At 56.2% G+C, this 16,260-nt stretch carries 15 protein-coding genes; 3 read left to right on the top strand and 12 right to left on the bottom strand.

From position 1 onward, the window contains the following. Positions 1–29: 29 nt before the first annotated feature. Positions 30–1,400: a tyrosine-type recombinase/integrase gene (locus ACW4LP_RS03010; RefSeq protein ID WP_009305493.1), complete on the bottom strand. Its 1,371-nt coding sequence runs from the start codon at positions 1,398–1,400 to the stop codon at positions 30–32. After that, positions 1,357–1,506 carry a hypothetical protein gene (locus ACW4LP_RS03005; RefSeq protein WP_227791079.1) on the bottom strand — a complete coding sequence of 50 codons (150 nt, stop codon included), beginning with the start codon at positions 1,504–1,506 and terminating at the stop codon, positions 1,357–1,359. The genes ACW4LP_RS03010 and ACW4LP_RS03005 overlap by 44 nt, the downstream gene beginning before the upstream one ends. On the opposite strand from ACW4LP_RS03005, the gene ACW4LP_RS03000 reads away from it, so the two are divergent. After that, positions 1,448–1,570: a hypothetical protein gene (locus ACW4LP_RS03000; RefSeq protein WP_255346938.1), complete on the top strand. Its 123-nt coding sequence runs from the start codon at positions 1,448–1,450 to the stop codon at positions 1,568–1,570. The two genes, ACW4LP_RS03005 and ACW4LP_RS03000, sit on opposite strands and share 59 nt — an antisense overlap. A 169-nt stretch (positions 1,571–1,739) precedes the next feature. On the opposite strand, the gene ACW4LP_RS02995 is transcribed toward ACW4LP_RS03000, so the two are convergent. The 9 genes from ACW4LP_RS02995 to ACW4LP_RS02955 form a co-directional block, all read right to left on the bottom strand. After that, positions 1,740–2,252, bottom strand: a complete 513-nt coding sequence (locus ACW4LP_RS02995; protein WP_009305495.1) for a type II toxin-antitoxin system PemK/MazF family toxin — start codon at positions 2,250–2,252, stop codon at positions 1,740–1,742. 242 nt (positions 2,253–2,494) lie between these two features. Beyond that, entirely contained in the window at positions 2,495–2,947 is a 453-nt protein-coding gene (locus tag ACW4LP_RS02990; RefSeq protein ID WP_013981114.1) for an RNA polymerase sigma factor, read from the bottom strand. A gap of 823 nt (positions 2,948–3,770) precedes the next feature. Then, on the bottom strand, positions 3,771–4,490 hold the full coding sequence (locus tag ACW4LP_RS02985; protein ID WP_009305497.1) for a 4'-phosphopantetheinyl transferase family protein: 720 nt from the start codon (positions 4,488–4,490) through the stop codon (positions 3,771–3,773). Between the two features lie 41 nt (positions 4,491–4,531). After that, a complete protein-coding gene (ahcY, locus tag ACW4LP_RS02980) occupies positions 4,532–5,788 on the bottom strand; it encodes an adenosylhomocysteinase (RefSeq protein WP_009305498.1) in 1,257 nt (418 codons plus the stop codon). Between the two features lie 51 nt (positions 5,789–5,839). Then, complete coding sequence (locus ACW4LP_RS02975) at positions 5,840–6,769, bottom strand: PLP-dependent cysteine synthase family protein (RefSeq protein WP_455803459.1); 930 nt, start codon at positions 6,767–6,769, stop codon at positions 5,840–5,842. Between the two features lie 29 nt (positions 6,770–6,798). Next, positions 6,799–8,091: a methionine adenosyltransferase gene (metK, locus tag ACW4LP_RS02970; protein WP_009305500.1), complete on the bottom strand. Its 1,293-nt coding sequence runs from the start codon at positions 8,089–8,091 to the stop codon at positions 6,799–6,801. A gap of 58 nt (positions 8,092–8,149) precedes the next feature. Then, entirely contained in the window at positions 8,150–8,530 is a 381-nt protein-coding gene (locus ACW4LP_RS02965) for a metal-dependent transcriptional regulator (protein ID WP_455803458.1), read from the bottom strand. A gap of 14 nt (positions 8,531–8,544) precedes the next feature. Further along, positions 8,545–10,281, bottom strand: a complete 1,737-nt coding sequence (locus ACW4LP_RS02960; protein ID WP_009305502.1) for an ABC transporter ATP-binding protein — start codon at positions 10,279–10,281, stop codon at positions 8,545–8,547. Next, on the bottom strand, positions 10,271–12,121 hold the full coding sequence (locus tag ACW4LP_RS02955; RefSeq protein ID WP_009305503.1) for an ABC transporter ATP-binding protein: 1,851 nt from the start codon (positions 12,119–12,121) through the stop codon (positions 10,271–10,273). The genes ACW4LP_RS02960 and ACW4LP_RS02955 overlap by 11 nt, the downstream gene beginning before the upstream one ends. A gap of 136 nt (positions 12,122–12,257) precedes the next feature. Between ACW4LP_RS02955 and ACW4LP_RS02950 the strand changes: the two genes are divergently transcribed. Then, positions 12,258–12,935, top strand: coding sequence for a TetR/AcrR family transcriptional regulator (locus tag ACW4LP_RS02950; RefSeq protein ID WP_009305504.1), 678 nt, complete (start codon positions 12,258–12,260; stop codon positions 12,933–12,935). Here the strand turns inward: ACW4LP_RS02950 and ACW4LP_RS02945 are convergent, their stop codons facing one another. Beyond that, positions 12,936–14,477 (bottom strand): (2,3-dihydroxybenzoyl)adenylate synthase, encoded by a 1,542-nt coding sequence (locus ACW4LP_RS02945; RefSeq protein WP_009305505.1) that lies wholly within the window; start codon positions 14,475–14,477, stop codon positions 12,936–12,938. Between the two features lie 145 nt (positions 14,478–14,622). Here ACW4LP_RS02945 and ACW4LP_RS02940 point away from each other — a divergent pair. Then, positions 14,623–16,260 (top strand): condensation domain-containing protein (locus tag ACW4LP_RS02940; RefSeq protein WP_316329056.1); only part of this gene is annotated, 1,638 nt, incomplete at its 3' end.

Genomic DNA, 16,260 nt, shown 5'->3' with positions numbered 1-16,260 from the left:
AAACGCAGCGGAATACAAAAGTTCCAAAACTATGCGGCCTGCGGCAGCGATTCGAGCCGTGAGACGTACCTGTTGGATAGCTCCCTGCTTGTCGAGGGGATGTAGCCCACATAGAGGTCGAGCGTATAGGACGGCGACGCGTGTCCGAGGATGACGGAGATGGTCTTGATGTTCTCGCCGCGAGCGAGGTTGATGGTGGCGAACGTATGCCGCAGCGCGTAGGGGCGCACGCCCTCGAACCCCACCTTCTCCACGAACCTTTGCCACTGCTTCTTGAGCACGTTGTAGGTGAGGGGCTTGTCAAGTTCTCCCACGAGAGGCGTGCTTGGGCCGGGCCTGATGCCCATGGCGCGCAGGCGTCTGCTCTTCTCCTCTATCCATCTGCCTATCTCGCGGGAGGTGTAATCGTCGATAGGAACCGTGCGGTACGACGAATCGGACTTCGTATACTCAACGATTTCCGCCGTCCCGTGTTCGAGCGACCCGGTGATTCTCGCCGAAGGGACGCCGCCGACGTTGACGCCGCCCATCTTCAAAGCGAGTGCTTCCTCGGGGCGCATCCCGCTGGAGAAAAGGGCGAGGCACGCCACCTTGAAAGGCGACAGGGGAAGCGCCTTCACTTCGTGGAGGAACCGCGCCGCATCCTCCTCCATGAGAGGGTCGATGAGCGGGCGGCTCTTCTTGAAGTTCTTGGAGAGGAAGCGCGCCTTCGCCACGTTCTTCTGCACGAGCTCCCTATCCAGCGCGTCGTTGAGGATCTCGCGGCAGAATTTGAGGATTTTGTGCTGCATATCGGGCCCGGCAACGCGCGGGGAGCCGAGCGGCTTCTTCTTCCGTCGATTCCCCTCGCGCACCGCCTGCTCGCGTTTCCTTTTCCATTCCTCCACGCGCTCGTTTGCCCACCGCCGCGAAATCTCGGGCACCTGAAGCAGGCATCGCTCCACGTCCATCGCCGTCAAATCGCGAAGGGGGATAAGCCCTATTACCTCACGCAGGTACTCGGCGTATCGCCGCTCGTTGGCTAGGGTTTGCCTTCCTATGGCCCCATTGCTGCGGAGCGCAATGTAACGCTCAACGTACTCTCCGAAAGGCGTTGCGGGACTCAGCGGTGAAACGTCTTGCGCCCCAATGCCCACCCCCGTCGTCCTATCTTCAAGCATTCTGTTGGCATCTTCCTCGAACTCGGCGATGCGCGCCCTGAGTTCTTCGCGCTTGTTGCGGGCGAACACCGTCCGCGACAGCTTCTTGCGCCCCATGACCCCCTGGAACTCGGCGGGCACCCTGATGCGCAGTTCGTAGGCGGTCGCTTTCGGGTCGTCGCGCTTCCTGCGGGGAAGCCCCTTCGCCTTCCTCGCCTCATCGAGATCCACGGGCTTGTCGCATTTGAGCGTCTTCGTCATTCTCTCCTCCATCTTCGCGCCTGTTCAGATAGCGTAGGAGGCAGAGCTTGGGAACCAGCCACTTCGACCCGAACTTGACCCCGCGCATCTCGCCCGCCGCCAACAGCTTCCTCACGCCCTGCGACGTGAGGCCCGTGAACTCGGCTATCTGGCAGGGGGTCATCATGTAGGGGTACGGTTCGAGCGCGGGCAGGAACAGCCCGCCAGGGTCGGCCCCGCAAAGCGCCTCGTCGTCAAACGCCGCCTCCGCGCGACGCTCATAATGAGCCATTTCGGCAGAGCGCGAAACGATGCGATTTTCCGCATCGCATGCTTGACAAGGGACGAAAGGCCGCGCGGTCATCTCCTCACGACCTTGTAGTCGTAGCCCGTGCGGGTATTGCAGATGGTGCAGGGCTCGCGTTGCTCCTGCTCGAAGTCCGCGCGCCACACCAGGTAGTCGTCCGAGTCGCAGAACGTCTGATGGCACTTCCTGCACAGCGTGAGCAGCATGAAGTCGTCTCCCGGCCCTTTGAGCCCCAGGCTCACGGCGAGTGCAGCGTCCACAAGCCTCATCTGCTCGGCGCCGATGTGCCCCGCCCTCCCGCGCAGGCGCAGCTTGTCGATGGTGCGCAGCTGCTCCAGGAGGGCGACCGAGCCCTCCCTGAGCCCGGCCGACGCGGGCACGGGTACGTGCACGGGGAGGTTCGCCTTGGGCTTGCCGGTTATGGCGGCGACGATGATAGTTTTGCTGCGCCTGTTGCCCGCATCGTTTTGCACGACGAGGACGGGACGCGTGCCTCCCTGCTCGCATCCCAGAACGGGGTCGAGGAAAGCGAAAAACACATCGCCCCTGCGCGGATGGTCGTCCATGAGGCACCTCCTTCGTTTCAATATGTAACTGCGGCCGAGAGTCGGGGTCGTCCGACCCGCGGCCGCCTGAAACGCCGCTTCCGCGGCTCCCGCTCGCCCACGAGGCCCCTCATGGCGTGGCGCGCTCTTGACCTTGCAAGGGCGGGCGGGTATGGGGCTGTCAAGGTTCCATCGAGGGATTTCCTCCCTCATAGAGACGGACAGCTAGGTGGGCGAAACGGAACCCCGCACGGAGAAAAACACTAGAAACCGGAAGAGAGAATCTCTTTCAGGTTCTCTCGCGCAAGACTGATGCTGCGTCTCACTGCGCGATCGGAGCACCTCTCTACTTCGGCTATCTTCGCCGTGGGCATACCAAGCAAGTGCCTCATCAGAAAACGCCTGCGTTGTGCGGCGGGTATCTGCTGGAACGCTTGAAACAGCGCTTCGGATTCCAGCTTCTCCATAAAGATTAACTCTGGGTCTTTTTCGGGATTGTTGGGGGCAAGAGAGGCTTCGTCCATCGACGCCAAGTGTAGTGAGTGTCTTGTCTCGCGGCGCTCCGTTCGCCAGAACTCACGCTGAAGTTCCTCTATGCCCTCGAATACTTGCCTGGGCAGATTTATCTCGGTTCGTTTGCCGTCAGGCGTCCTCACCACAATGCGATATTGGGCTTGGGAGTCGTCAATGTTCCTGCTTTCGTAAAATCGGGCCATATATTGCTCCTTCGGTTCAGACCCGCAGGAGCAACCGGCCGAAAGCGCAAAAAAGGACGGGCAGGACGTTTGGCTCCTGTCCGTCTGGCGGATCGGCGGGTATTTATTTACATCCTCAAGGATGTGCTACGTTTTGGGCAAATTCGTTATGCGCATAGTCCCATTGCTCTCGAACGTAAGCACGGTAAGCTGGCCCTTGCGTACTATTTCTACGCGACGCAGCTTTCTATCTGCCCGACAGACGAGCTTGCCGAGCGCATTCCTTACGTCTTGCATACAGCCACCTCCTCTCTGACGGAGCATGATGTCATGTTTGACCACATAGCGTCCCGACTTGAAAAGTCAAAATTCTGTCTGGTTCGACAATGGTGCTCCGCAGACTGTCGATCTTGGGGTGCTCTACGAGACGGATGGGTAATGCATCGTCACCGCTAAACTGACGGAAGATTCTCGCTCGGTCTATCGGTTCGCAAGTGTTTAGGGTTGTTGCGGGAGATTTTGCTTACGCCACAACAACCCCTTGGGCGTCATGCTGCAGCACAATGCATAAATATCCAATATTTTGTCTTAAAGGTTGTTGGAGCGATTCTGCTACTTTTCGGTCTTTGGCATGAAGCTGGAACGGAATATCGAGCGGGAGTTTAACTCGATATCCTTTTCGACAAGCTTTAACAAGAAAGAAATGAATTGCATTATGATGCAAAGAGCCAAGCGATAGTCCTGATGAACGAAGTACAAAGCGCGACTTTAATCTGAGGGTGAAATCTGCGACTTGCGCTAAACTGCGAATGTCGACAGTTATAATACGGAGTGACGTATCGAATCAAGATTCCGTCAAAGAGCCTGCTGTTGTCGTTATGAGGAGATTGAAAAATGGCACAAATGCCCATTGTCCGTTGCAGGAATATGATCTTTTTGATTTAAGCAGTTGGGCATGGTAGCGCCCAACAACCAGTTCTTTGGGTTGGTTGTTGGGACGATGTGAATCCAGATAAAACATGACCTCGCAATCAGTGAAATCGAGCCACTTCCCATACGTTGGAAACCATGCCTTGTAGACAGATTCTTTCGCGCTGAAAGTCAGCCTATCCCAAGATATATTTGGCTGACTGCAGGTAAGCTCACCCATCTGTTTTATCTCCTTCTTGCTCATTATCAAACTGTATATCTCTGATTCAATGGGGTTATTCGGCTCGGCGTCAATCCCGATAGTTCGAAATCGGTAATCTGAGGTGACTGCGGCAGCGGCATATCCTCTGCAATGCGTAATGCTCCCGCATATGTTTTTGGGCCAAATCGGTTCTCGGTTGGTACCGATGAGGATAGGAGGGTCATTGAAGCCCAGATGCGAGAGAGCGTTGCGAGCACATTTGCGCCCAACGGAAAACTCTTTCAGGCGTTTAGAAGAAAAACTTCGTGATATTTCCTTTTCTTTCCCAATAAGAGGAAAACCGTAAAAAGACCCCAGGTATTCTGAAGAAAACACTTCCTCTGGTAGTAAGGAGGCTAAAAAACCGGAATTGAATTTAGGAAAGCCAATCACAGCACCACCCCTAGTATGAACTATACACCCTTGTATACACTTTAAAAGTTCCAGCTGTTCATGTAGGCGATCTGCTCCTCGGTGAGGGTGTCTATCTTCACGCCCAGAGTCTCCAGCTTCACGCGCGCCACGCCGTCGTCGATGGCGGCGGGCACGTCGTACACCTTGTTCTCCAGCTCGCCCGCATGCTGGAAGAGGTACTCGGCCGCGAGCGCCTGGTTCGCGAAGCTCATGTCCATGACGGACGCCGGGTGCCCCTCGGCGCAGCTCAGGTTCACGAGGCGCCCCTGCGCCAGGACGATGACCGTGCGCCCGTCGGCAAGCGTGTACTCCTCCACGAGCGGCTTGATCTCCTCCACCTTCACGGCGTGCTCGCGCAGCCACTCCAGGTTGATCTCGCTGTCGAAGTGCCCGGAGTTGCACACGATGGCGCCGTCCTTCATGTTCTCGAACGCGGGCGCGTCCACCACCTTGCAGTTGCCGGTGACCGTCACCCACACGTCGGCGAAGCGCGCCGCCTCGGCGGCGGGCATGACCTCGTAGCCCTCCATGTGCGCCTCCAGCGCCTTCAGCGGGTCCACCTCGCACACGATCACGCGCATGCCCATGCCCTTGGCGCGCAGGGCGAGCCCGCTGCCGCAGTAGCCGTAGCCCGAGATCACGATGGTGCGCCCGCACAAAAGGCGGTTCGTGGCGCGCACGATGCCGTCGAGCGTGGACTGGCCCGTGCCGTAGTGGTTGTCGAAGCAGTGCTTCGTGTTCGCGTCGTTGACGTTGAACACGGGGTAGCCCAGCGTGCCCTCCTTCGCCATGGACACAAGGCGCACCACGCCCGTGGTGGTTTCCTCGGTGCCGCCGATGACGCCTTCCAGCTTGTCAATGTGGGTGGTGTGCAGCGCGGTGTCCAGGTCGGCGCCGTCGTCCATGATGATCTGCGGGTTCGTGGCGATGACCGCGTCGATGTGGCGGCGGTAGGTGTCCATGTCCTCGCCGGTGACGGCGAACACCTTGATGCCGAAGTCGCGCACGAGCGAGGCGGCGGTGTCGTCTTGGGTGGAAAGCGGGTTGCTGGCGCACAGCGCCACCTCGGCGCCCGAGGCCGCCAGCGCGCGCATGAGGTTCGCCGTCTCGGTGGTCACGTGCATGCACGCGCCGATGCGCACGCCCTCAAGCGGGCGCTCCTTCGCGAAGCGCTCGCGGATGGACGCCAGCACGGGCATGTCGCGCGCCGCCCACTCGATGCGGGCAAGCCCTGCGTCGGCAAGGTCGATGTCTTTGATGTCGTAGCTCTCGGTCATGGCGCTTCTTTCTTATGTTATCGACTGATCCTATGTCTGGTTTGGCGTCGATTAATCCTCAAACAATTCAGTGGAAAAATATCGTTCGCCCGTATCGGGCAGTAAAGTAACCACTGTCTTGCCCGAACCAAGTTGCCGAGCAAGCTGACGTGCGGCAACCACATTTGTACCGCCCGATACGCCGCAAAGCAAACCCTCCTCACGAGCAAGCGCGCGAGCCTCGTTGATAGCTTCCTCATCGGAAACCACGCAGATATCGTCATAGATGCCCTGATCAAGGATATCGGGAATAAGCCCATCGCCGATACCCATCTGCAAATGCGTTCCGACGCTTCCTCCCGAAAGAATCGCTGCGCTCTCCGGCTCAACGGCCCAAATGCATACATCAGGAAAAAGACGTTTGAGTGCCTGCCCTATACCGGAAATAGTACCACCTGTACCAATGCCCGAGCAGAATCCATGTATGGGCCCCTTCACGTCCTCTAAGATCTCAAGTACTGTATGATAGCGATGCGCTAGTAAATTATCCCTGTTCTCGAACTGCTGTGGCACGTAAACACGAGGATCCTCGCTAGCCATACGCTTAGCCAGAGCGATGCATTTGGATATGCACTCTCCAATATCGCCAGCATCATGTACGACAATTACCTCAGCACCATAGTGGCGAACAAGCTTACGACGCTCTTCCGACACGCTGTCTGGCATAATGATGCGCGCACGATAACCGCGCACAGCACACACAAGCGCGAGCCCTATACCTTGATTGCCGCTTGTAGGTTCAACGATAATACTATCTGGCCCAATTTCGCCGCGGCGTTCGGCGGATTCAATCATCTGTAATGCCGTGCGCGTTTTAATGGAGCCTCCTACATTAACGCCCTCAAACTTAACGAGTATCTGTGCGGCATTCGCTTCAGATAACCGATTGAGACGAACGAGAGGTGTATGCCCCATGGCTTGCAGCACATTATCGTAAATCATGGAACTCCTTCCAAGGGGGTGCTAGCCCCTTATGCTAGCCTGCAGGTCTTTCGCAGATCCTCGGCGCGGTCGGTGCGCTCCCAGGTGAACTCGGGCAGCTCGCGGCCGAAGTGGCCGTAGGCGGCCGTCTTGCGGTAGATGGGGCGGCGCAAATCCAGCGCGTCGATGATGGCGCCGGGGCGCAGGTCGAACACCTCGGCCACCGCGCGCTCGATGGCCCCCACCGCCGCCTTCTCGGTGCCGAACGTCTCCACCATGAGCGACACGGGGCGCGCCACGCCGATGGCGTAGGCCACCTGCACCTCGCAGCGCGCGGCCAGGCCCGCGGCAACCACGTTCTTCGCCACCCAGCGCGCCGCGTAGGCCGCCGAGCGGTCCACCTTCGTGCAGTCCTTGCCGGAGAAGGCCCCGCCGCCGTGCCGTCCCATGCCGCCGTAGGTGTCCACGATGACCTTGCGGCCCGTGAGGCCGCAGTCGCCCATCGGCCCGCCGATGACGAAGCGGCCCGTGGGGTTCACGTGGATCTCCGCGTCGGGCGAGAGCGCCACGCCCTCGCCGGCCAGCACCGGGCGCACCACCTGCTCCACCACGTCGGCGCGCAGCCGCTCGTAGGGCGCCTCCTCGGCGTGCTGCGTGGACACGACCACCTTCTCCACCCACTTCGGCGCGCCGTCCTCGTAGCGCACGCTCACCTGGGTCTTGCCGTCGGGGCGCAGGTAGTCGAGCGTGCCGTCCTTGCGCACGGCGGCGAGGCGCTCGCTCATGCGCTGGGCCAGGTAGATGGGCATGGGCATGAGGGTGCTCGTCTCGTCGCAGGCGTAGCCGAACATCATGCCCTGGTCGCCCGCGCCGATGCGCTCGTAGGGGTCGTCCGCGGCCCCGCCGTGGGCCGCCTCCCAGCTCTCGTCCACGCCCTGCGCGATGTCGGGGCTCTGCTCGTGGATGGCGTTCACCACGCCGCAGGTGGTGCCGTCGAAGCCGTACTTGGCGCGGTCGTAGCCGATGCCGCACACCACCTCGCGCACGATGGCCGGCACGTCCACGTACGCCTGCGTGCGGATCTCGCCCGCCACGGCCACGAGCCCCGTGGTCGCAAGCGTCTCGCACGCGCAGCGCATCCGCGACACGTCGGCGGGCTGCCCGCTGGGGGCGATGTAGCCCTCGCGCTCGAGCTCTATCTCCTTGGAGATGATGGCGTCCAAGATGGCGTCCGATATCTGGTCGCACATCTTGTCGGGATGCCCCTCGGTGACGGATTCGGACGTGAACAGGTAGGATTTTGGCAAAGCGATCGATAAGCTTGGCCTTTGCTCTATCGTCATTTCAATTCTCTCTATACTTTAGATTGCCCATTATCCAGCTTATTTAGGTTGATGACCCTTATTGGACGTCCATCTTGCTCGACAGCTCCTTTTTTAAAGTCTGATATGACTCTTCGCTCATTGCGTGCTCCATGCGACAGGCATCCCTTTGTGCAATTTCAGTCGGAATGCCAAGGTTGGTAAGAACCTTGAAGAAGAAGCAATGGCGGTCGTAAACTCTTTCAGCGATTTTGCGTCCCCCATTTGAAAGGCGAACCAAACCTCGAGGCCTAAATTCAACATATCCTTCCGCGCTCAAGGAGGACATAGCTTTTGATATGCTCGCCTTGGAAAAACCCATTCTACTGGCCATACCCACTTGCCTTACAAAACCACCAGAACGAGTTTCGAGAATAAGCAGGTTTTCTAGATAGTCTTCCCTTGACTCACTCAAAGTCATCAGTTCCACCTCACTTAATTCAAAATCCGACCCGTCGACGACTGAAGCTCCACCATTTTCTTGAACAGGCTGTCTTCGCGCTCCATGAGCTCCGACGGCTTTCCTTGCTCGGCAACGCGGCCTCCATCCAGCACCACGATTTTGTCGGCGCTCATCACGGTTCTCATCCGGTGCGCGATGACCAGCACGGTTTTGCGTTCAAGGAGACACGATAGCGCCTCCTGCACCTTCGTCTCATTTTCAACGTCAAGTGAAGCGGTCGCCTCATCCAGAAGAACAATGGGGGCGTTTTTGAGGATCGCCCGGGCAATCGATATGCGCTGGCGCTCGCCTCCGGACAAAAGCGCGCCGTTCTCGCCTATCCTCGTTTCATAGCCCTTCGGCATGCGGGAGACAAAATCATCGCAGTTCGCCGCCCGAGCCGCCGCAAACACCTCCTCATCCGTGGCATCTGGCCTACCGAGTCGGATGTTCTGCATGATCGTGTCGTCGAACAGAACCACATCCTGGAACACTTGGGCGAAATCGACGAGAAGGGCCTCGGGGTCGACGGTCGAAACGTCCACGCCTCCGATGCTCACAACGCCATCGTCGGCATCCCAGAAACGGGCAGCCAGCTTGGCCGCGGTGGACTTGCCGCCCCCGCTCGGACCGACCAAGGCGGTCACCTCGCCCTCCTTCGCAACAAATGAGACGTTCGAGAGAACCTTCTCGCCTCCTTCGTACGAAAAAGTCACGTTGTCGAAAGAAATGTCGTGATTCGCCGGCTCGAATTCCATCGACCCGGTTTGAGGCCGCTCGTGCTCGATGGAGTGCATGCGCTTGATTCCGAGCTTGAGATTGAGAAGCTCCGTCACAACTTCAAGCACGGTGTTGATCGGATCGTAGAATCTCGTCACCACGAGAAGGAAGCAGAAGTACACCATGAACTCTAGTTCCCCCGATGCCAAAAGCAGGGCTCCGACGAGGACGGTCGAAGCTATTCCGAGCTTGAGGAACGCTTGCGCGGCCGACACGGGAACGGCACTCGAAAGCTCCGAGACGATCTGGGCCTTCTCCGCGCGATCGATCTTCTGATCCAGTTGCTCGAGATACGTTTCCGATTGGTTCGCCGCCGTGATCTCTTGGGCGCATTCGAGGTACTCCTGCAAGCCGTCCGCAACGTCAAGCTGGCGGTCGATGAGAAACTGCCCCTTCGCATCTTGGCTCTTCCGAGAGAAGGCGATGATGAGCAAGGCGATGGGAAGAACCCAGAGGGCGGCGATGGCCATCTTCCAGTTGAAGAGCAGAAGCATGATCGAGATCAATATGGTCGACGCGCCGGTTCCGAACAAAAGGGGCATGATATGGGAGAACATGCGCTCCTGATCGGCGCAGTCCTTCATGATGGTGGTGGTGAGGTCCGAGAGGTCGCGCCTTCCGAAAAAGGAAAGGGGCAATCTGCGCAGCACCTCGGCAAGCTCGATCCGCTTTCTGGCACTCTCGCCGTACACGACATTGTAGGTGAAATGGTATTCGAGCCATTGGGTCAGCAGCATGAGCAGGAGTATGACGACGATGGCTGCAAGATAGCCACCAAGAGCAGGGAGGGGCTTCGAGGGGTCGAGCAGATGATCCAGGTAGTCGTTGGTCGCCATGCACAGCACGCCAATGGGTGCCATCATGACGAGGTTGGCGAGAGCGCAGAAGAACGCGCCTCTCTTGAACTCGAAAGCACCCCGCTCGGTCAAAGCGAACTTCTCACGCAGCATCGTTGGCACCCCCTCCGATTCTCCAAGAGACTGATTTCTGATAGTCCTCCCACATCCGGCGATACACTCCCTTGCTTTCGACAAGATCCCCGTGGGATCCCGATTCCGAGATGGCCCCGTTCTCCACGACGCAGATCCTGTCCGCGCCCACCACGGTCGATAGCCGGTGTGCAATCATGAGAACGGTCTTGCCGTGCGTAAGACGCGCGAGCGCACGTTGGATAAGGGCTTCGTTTTCCGGATCGGCGAACGCTGTGGCCTCGTCCAAGACCACGATAGGCGCATCTTTCAGAATGGCCCGGGCAAGCGCGATACGCTGGCATTCGCCGCCCGACAGGTAGACGCCCTTCGCGCCGACCACCGTGTCCAAGCCCTCGGGCAGCTTCGCGATGATGTCGTCGCATTGCGCCGCGTGCGCGGCCGCCTCCACCTCCGCGCGCGTAGCCGACGGGCGCGCGAATCTGATGTTGTCAATGAGGCTGCGCTTGAAAAGCCGTGTGTTTTGGAAGACGAAGGAAACGGAATCCATCAGTTCCGAACGGGGAACATCCCGCACATCAACACCGCCGACAAGCACCCGTCCTTCATCGACGTCCCAGAACCTCGGAACAAGGCTTGCAATGGTGCTCTTGCCTCCTCCCGACGGCCCGACGAGCGCCATCGTTTCTCCTTCGGGAATCGCAAAGCTCACGTTCTTGACGGCAGGTGCGTCAGCGCCCGGATACGTGAAAGACACCCCTTCAAAAACGATATCGCACGTCCCGCTCGCCCTCCCGCCTTTCGCAGAACAGCAAGGCATCTCCGGCGTGGATAGGATCCCCTCGATTCGCATCACGGCATCTTGGGCCATCGCCGCAGCTTCAGAGGCGTACAGTATCTTGGTCATCATCGATGTCGTCACCGCGCTGAACACCACGTAGAAGAGGAAGTCCGTGAAGAACGACGCGAAGTCCCCTGCTGCCCCCGCAAGCAGGATGCTGGCGGGAACCAGCACAGCAAAGGTCGAGTTGATCGCCACGATCTGCACGACCTGCGGTTTTTCGCACAACTTCGAATAGCCATGGGCCATATCCCGGTACTGCAGGATGGCCTCCTTGAATGCGTTGAACGAATCGACCGTTTGCTGGAACACTTTGACGACGGGCATGCCTCGAACATATTCGGTCGCAGCGGCGTTCATTCGGTTCAATGCCTGCTGGTAGTTCGACACGAAAGTCAGATAGCTTGAGTTCTCATCGCTGCCTCCCCCTCCCATCATCCTCCAAATGCACGCGAAGGACACCGCGATGGGAACCAGGCACGCCAAACCCATGGCCCAGTCGAAGATGAACATCACGACGACAAACACAACGGGGGTGATGAGGGCTCCCACGAAATCAGGGAACTTATGGGCAAGCACGGACTCGGTCTGGCCGGCGCAGCCGTCGATCACCCTCCTTAGTTCGCCGGTCGAATGCTCGTCGTAGTAGCCAAGGGGAACCTTGGAGAGATGGTGGGTCGCGGCCTTCCTCATGTTGTTGCCGGTTCGGAATGCCGCGATATGAGTGCACATCAACGCCGCGAAGTACACCACCACTCCGGCCACCGCGAATCCGACTGCCAGCCATGCGTAAAAGGCCGCGCCACTCGCTTCGCTCCATTGAGGAGCCACTGCGACAAACTGCGACATGATAAACCAGACGCACACAAGGGGCATCACAGCAAGCAACGAATGCAGACCAGACAAGGCGCAGCCCACCACGGTGAGGATTTTGTAAGGCCCTGCGAAGTCAAGCAACCTGAACAGCGGATGGGGTGCTTTGCGTTTCGACTTTTTGTTCTCTGGGCTTTGTTCCGTCATTTCTCCTCCTGCTCTATTACCAGGACGTTGTTTTGCACTTGCAGCGACTTGAATATTTCCGCAAACTGACCGCGTTACGCTGGGGGTGCAAAAAAATGGTATTCTGTCGCAACCAGCAAATAGAAAGGTGCTGAATATGGGGTCGACGCGCCAGACAGCCGGCTTGCCAGCAATTGACGTGACTTCTATCTGCGATGCCGCCTTGAAGCTCACCAAAGAATTTGGCATAGATGGTTGGTCTATTCGTCAACTGGCTAAAGAAATTAACGCGTACCCAGGTGTCATTAATTACCACGTTGGTCGAAGAGAAGATGTGGTACATCTTGTTATCGAGCACGTTAATGCCGAAATCGACCTTCCTGAGCCTCGCGAGAATTGGAAACGATGGTTCAAGCTTCTTCTTGAGGGGATGCGTTCCACCCTGAGAAAGTACCCCGGAGTCGCTCGTAGACTCGCTGCCGTAGGTCCTGGCCTTGGGGAATCCGACCGCATTATCAATTGCGGCATTCAAGTGCTGAGAGATGCTGGGTTTGGCGATTGGTCCACTCTTGTTTATTCCGTTTTGCTTTGCCAAACTTGCGCGTTCGTTGCTACCGAGGATGACAGGGACAAAATGGACGATGTGCGCAAAGAGGTGGGGGGTTCGTATGCGAGTGCGCTTTCTGCGTCCGATCCCGGTATTGCCGCTTTGGCAAAAACGGTCAAACTCCTGACCGAAGAAGAAAGCCTGAGGAGAAGTTTTTTTGATCATCAGTTCTCAGTCCTTCTCGATGCTCTTCTCGGCGGATTGGAAGAGATTTTTTTAAAGGGCTGACTAGCGTATCGAGGTCTTAAGAGCATTTAAATCAATTTTTCCTATGGGGGTCAGGGGCAACAACTCACGAATCTCTACTCTGTCTGGATGCTTGAATGGGGCGATTCCTATGTTGTTTAAAAACTCCCTTATGGATTCCAAGTTGGGCGCATCGCCGCTGCAAACGATAAACGCACACGTCTTTTCGCCAAGGGCTTGATCCGGTATCCCGCAGACGGCTACGTCTACGATGCCGGGCATTTCTCTAAGACTTGCCTCTACGTCTTCCGCCGAGAAAGTCTCACCGCCACGGTTTATTGTGTTTTTCAGACGTCCCGTGATTTTGAAGTTGCCGCAGGGATCCCTCACCGCTAAATCCCCCGTATGATAAAATCCTTCCGAATCAAAAGAGCGCAGAGTAGAATATTCATCTTCGTAATATCCACTCATCAGATACGGTCCTTTCCATATCAATTCCCCTTCTTCGCCGTCTGCGCAAGGTTGCCCATCTTGTCCGATGATAAGAGGGCGATCGTTTTCGGAAAGGGGGAAGCCTTGGGTGGTAAAGGCGATTTCCTCTGGCGCTTCAGGGCTTGTCAGCGTCAATATTCCTTCAGTCATGCCGTATGATTGCTGGACAGCGCAAGAGAAAGCGGCAGAAAGCCTCTTGGCATCTTTTGCGGTAAATCGCGCACCTCCTACATGGATGGACTCAAGGCTTGAAAGATCAACAGGATACCAGTCGAGTGCGTCCATCCAGAGGTTTACCGCCGATGGAACTGCTGTTATTGTCGTCACTTTTGCAGAAGAGATCAATGGAAACACTTCATCGGGACTCACGCTTTCCGCCAAAATGACGGTGCCTCCTTTTTCTAGCGCACCAAGTGCGCCGGGGCATGCGAGCGGCAAATTATGGCATATCGACAAAGCTGCTAGGTATTTTGTTTTTTCGGAAAAAAGCGATCGGGAAGCCGCTTCCACGAAATTGTACACATAGCTGAAATTTGAGCGAGGAATAAGTTTAGGGAGTCCTGTTGTACCACCCGACGGAAGCAGGAACAAAATTGATGAGGAGTGGGGTGCTGTGGCTTGCCAGAGCTCTCCGCGCATATCCGAAACTGATCGATATTGATCGGAAGATCCGATGACAAAACATTTTAGCCTTGGATTGTCCTTTTTGATGGCTTTTGCTAAGGACTCGTAATCATAAGCCGGGGAAGAACACGGAACAATTAGGCAGGATGCATTTGACTTTGAGCAGAAATGAGAGATTTCCGCTTTGCGATGAGTCGGCAAAGCAAGTACGGGGATGCATCCTCTCATTACTGACCCGAACAAGATTATAAGAGATTCAGCTTTGTTCGGAAGCTGAAGGACGATCCTGTCCCCAGCTTCTATCCCCTCCGAAGCAAGGCAAGAGGCGAATCGCCTTGCCGCATCAAATAGCTCAGTGTAAGTATACGTGGTTTCTCTGTCGCGAACCGCAATATTTGCCCCATATTCACGCTCCCATTGCGCAATACGTTCAACAAGAGTGAAACCAACGTCGGTTGCCCTTCTCATAAAACCCCCTTCTGCCATCCGAAGCCTTAGAAGATATTTGCGCAATATTTGCAAACAACAACCCTTTCGCTATAAGTATACTATAGCTAACATTATGTTAGTATGCCTTATATTCAAAGACTTATTGCTTGAAAGGGCGGTTGGCATGTCTGAAGTATGCGTGGAGCTAGTTGGAAAGCTTGTTGGGGAAATGCTCGGACTGTCAAAAGAAGAACTAAGCCCTTCGGATAATCTTATCAGTTTGGGGCTAGGATCTCTTGACATTATGAGAATAGCTGGGTTGCTAACAAAGAATGGCTGCAATGTTACCTTTTCAGAATTGGTTTCGAATCCCTGTATGGCTTCTTGGGTAAATTTTGCAAGAGAGAGGTCTGCGAGAAGCTCGTCTAATGGCAGCCCTCTCCTCGGTTCCGCAAATTACAGCAAAGGCGACCCCTTTCCGATCACGTCCGTCCAACATGCCTATATGGTTGGAAGGCGAGACGGACAGGAGCTAGGGGGAACCGCTTGTCACGCTTATATGGAATTCGAATGCGGATCTCTCGATGCGGCCAAACTCGAACGCGCAGTGGAACTTCTTATTCTAAGGCATCCCATGCTGCGCGCCCGGTTCTCTGATGACGGAACAGCCCGCATCGAAGACAAAGTAACTTGGAAGGGACTAACCACCTACAGAGTGGAAGGAGCAGGCAATCCCGACTCGAGGATTGAAGGTATTCGCCAAGAATTAAGTCACCTACGTTTCGACATCGAGCAAGACGATCTCATAGATGTACGCCTTACTGTCGTATCACCGAAACGCACTATCATGCATATCAACGTCGATCTTCTTGCAGCTGATGTGCTTAGCATCCAAGTTCTCTTAGAGGATCTAGCGCATCTCTACGACGGAACGGATCTCGCCCCCATCGAGATAGACTTCATGGAGTATGCGAGAAGAACCGGAATCGGAGAAGACGCACGAAACGAGGATAGAGAATACTGGCTGAATCGAATAGACAACATGCCAGGCGGCCCCTCTTTGCCACTGAAAGCCCCTATGGAGAGTGTCAAAAGATCTCAATTCACTCGTATGGAGTACTTAATTGATTCTAAGTCTTGGAAGAACTTCACCGAGAAAGGACGGCAAATCGGGGTTACCCAATCTATGGGCATCGCCGCTGTTTATGCCAAGGCTCTTTCTCGATGGAGCGAAGACAAGAAATTTCTTCTCAACCTTCCGCTGTTCAACAGAAAACCAATTCACCCAGACGTTGACAAGATCGTATCCGACTTCACCTCTCTTATCCTTCTTGAGGCTGATTGCGCAAACGCAATTTCCCTTCTTGAACTAGCTTCTCAAATGCAAGGACGCTTTCAGCAGGATGTTGCGCACTCTTCATTTGGAGCTGTAGAGGTTTTGAGAGAGCTTTCTCACCGTTGCCCAAACGATCCCAAGAAAGCCCCTGTTGTATTCGCTAGCAATATCGGCACCCAATTTATCTCCAACAAAGTGGAAGATGTTTTCGGTCCCTTGTCGAAGATGCTAGCAGAAACACCACAGGTATTGCTGGATCATCAGATATACGATCATAAAAACGGGTTGCTTTTGGCGTGGGATTACGTTTCCGAATTGCTTGATGACAAAATAGCCAAACAGATGTTTGAGGCATATTGCACAGCAGTGCGCTTCTACTGCGAAAACGACTGGTCGGAGCCGTTCCCCGACCTGCTGCCCCCTTCGCAGCGCGCGGCGCGCGCCGAGGCGAACTCGGAGGGGGCCGACCTCGGCGGCGGGACGCTC

This window comes from Adlercreutzia sp. CNCM I-6215, from assembly GCF_977072315.1.
This window is presented reverse-complemented; position numbering and strand designations above follow the sequence as displayed.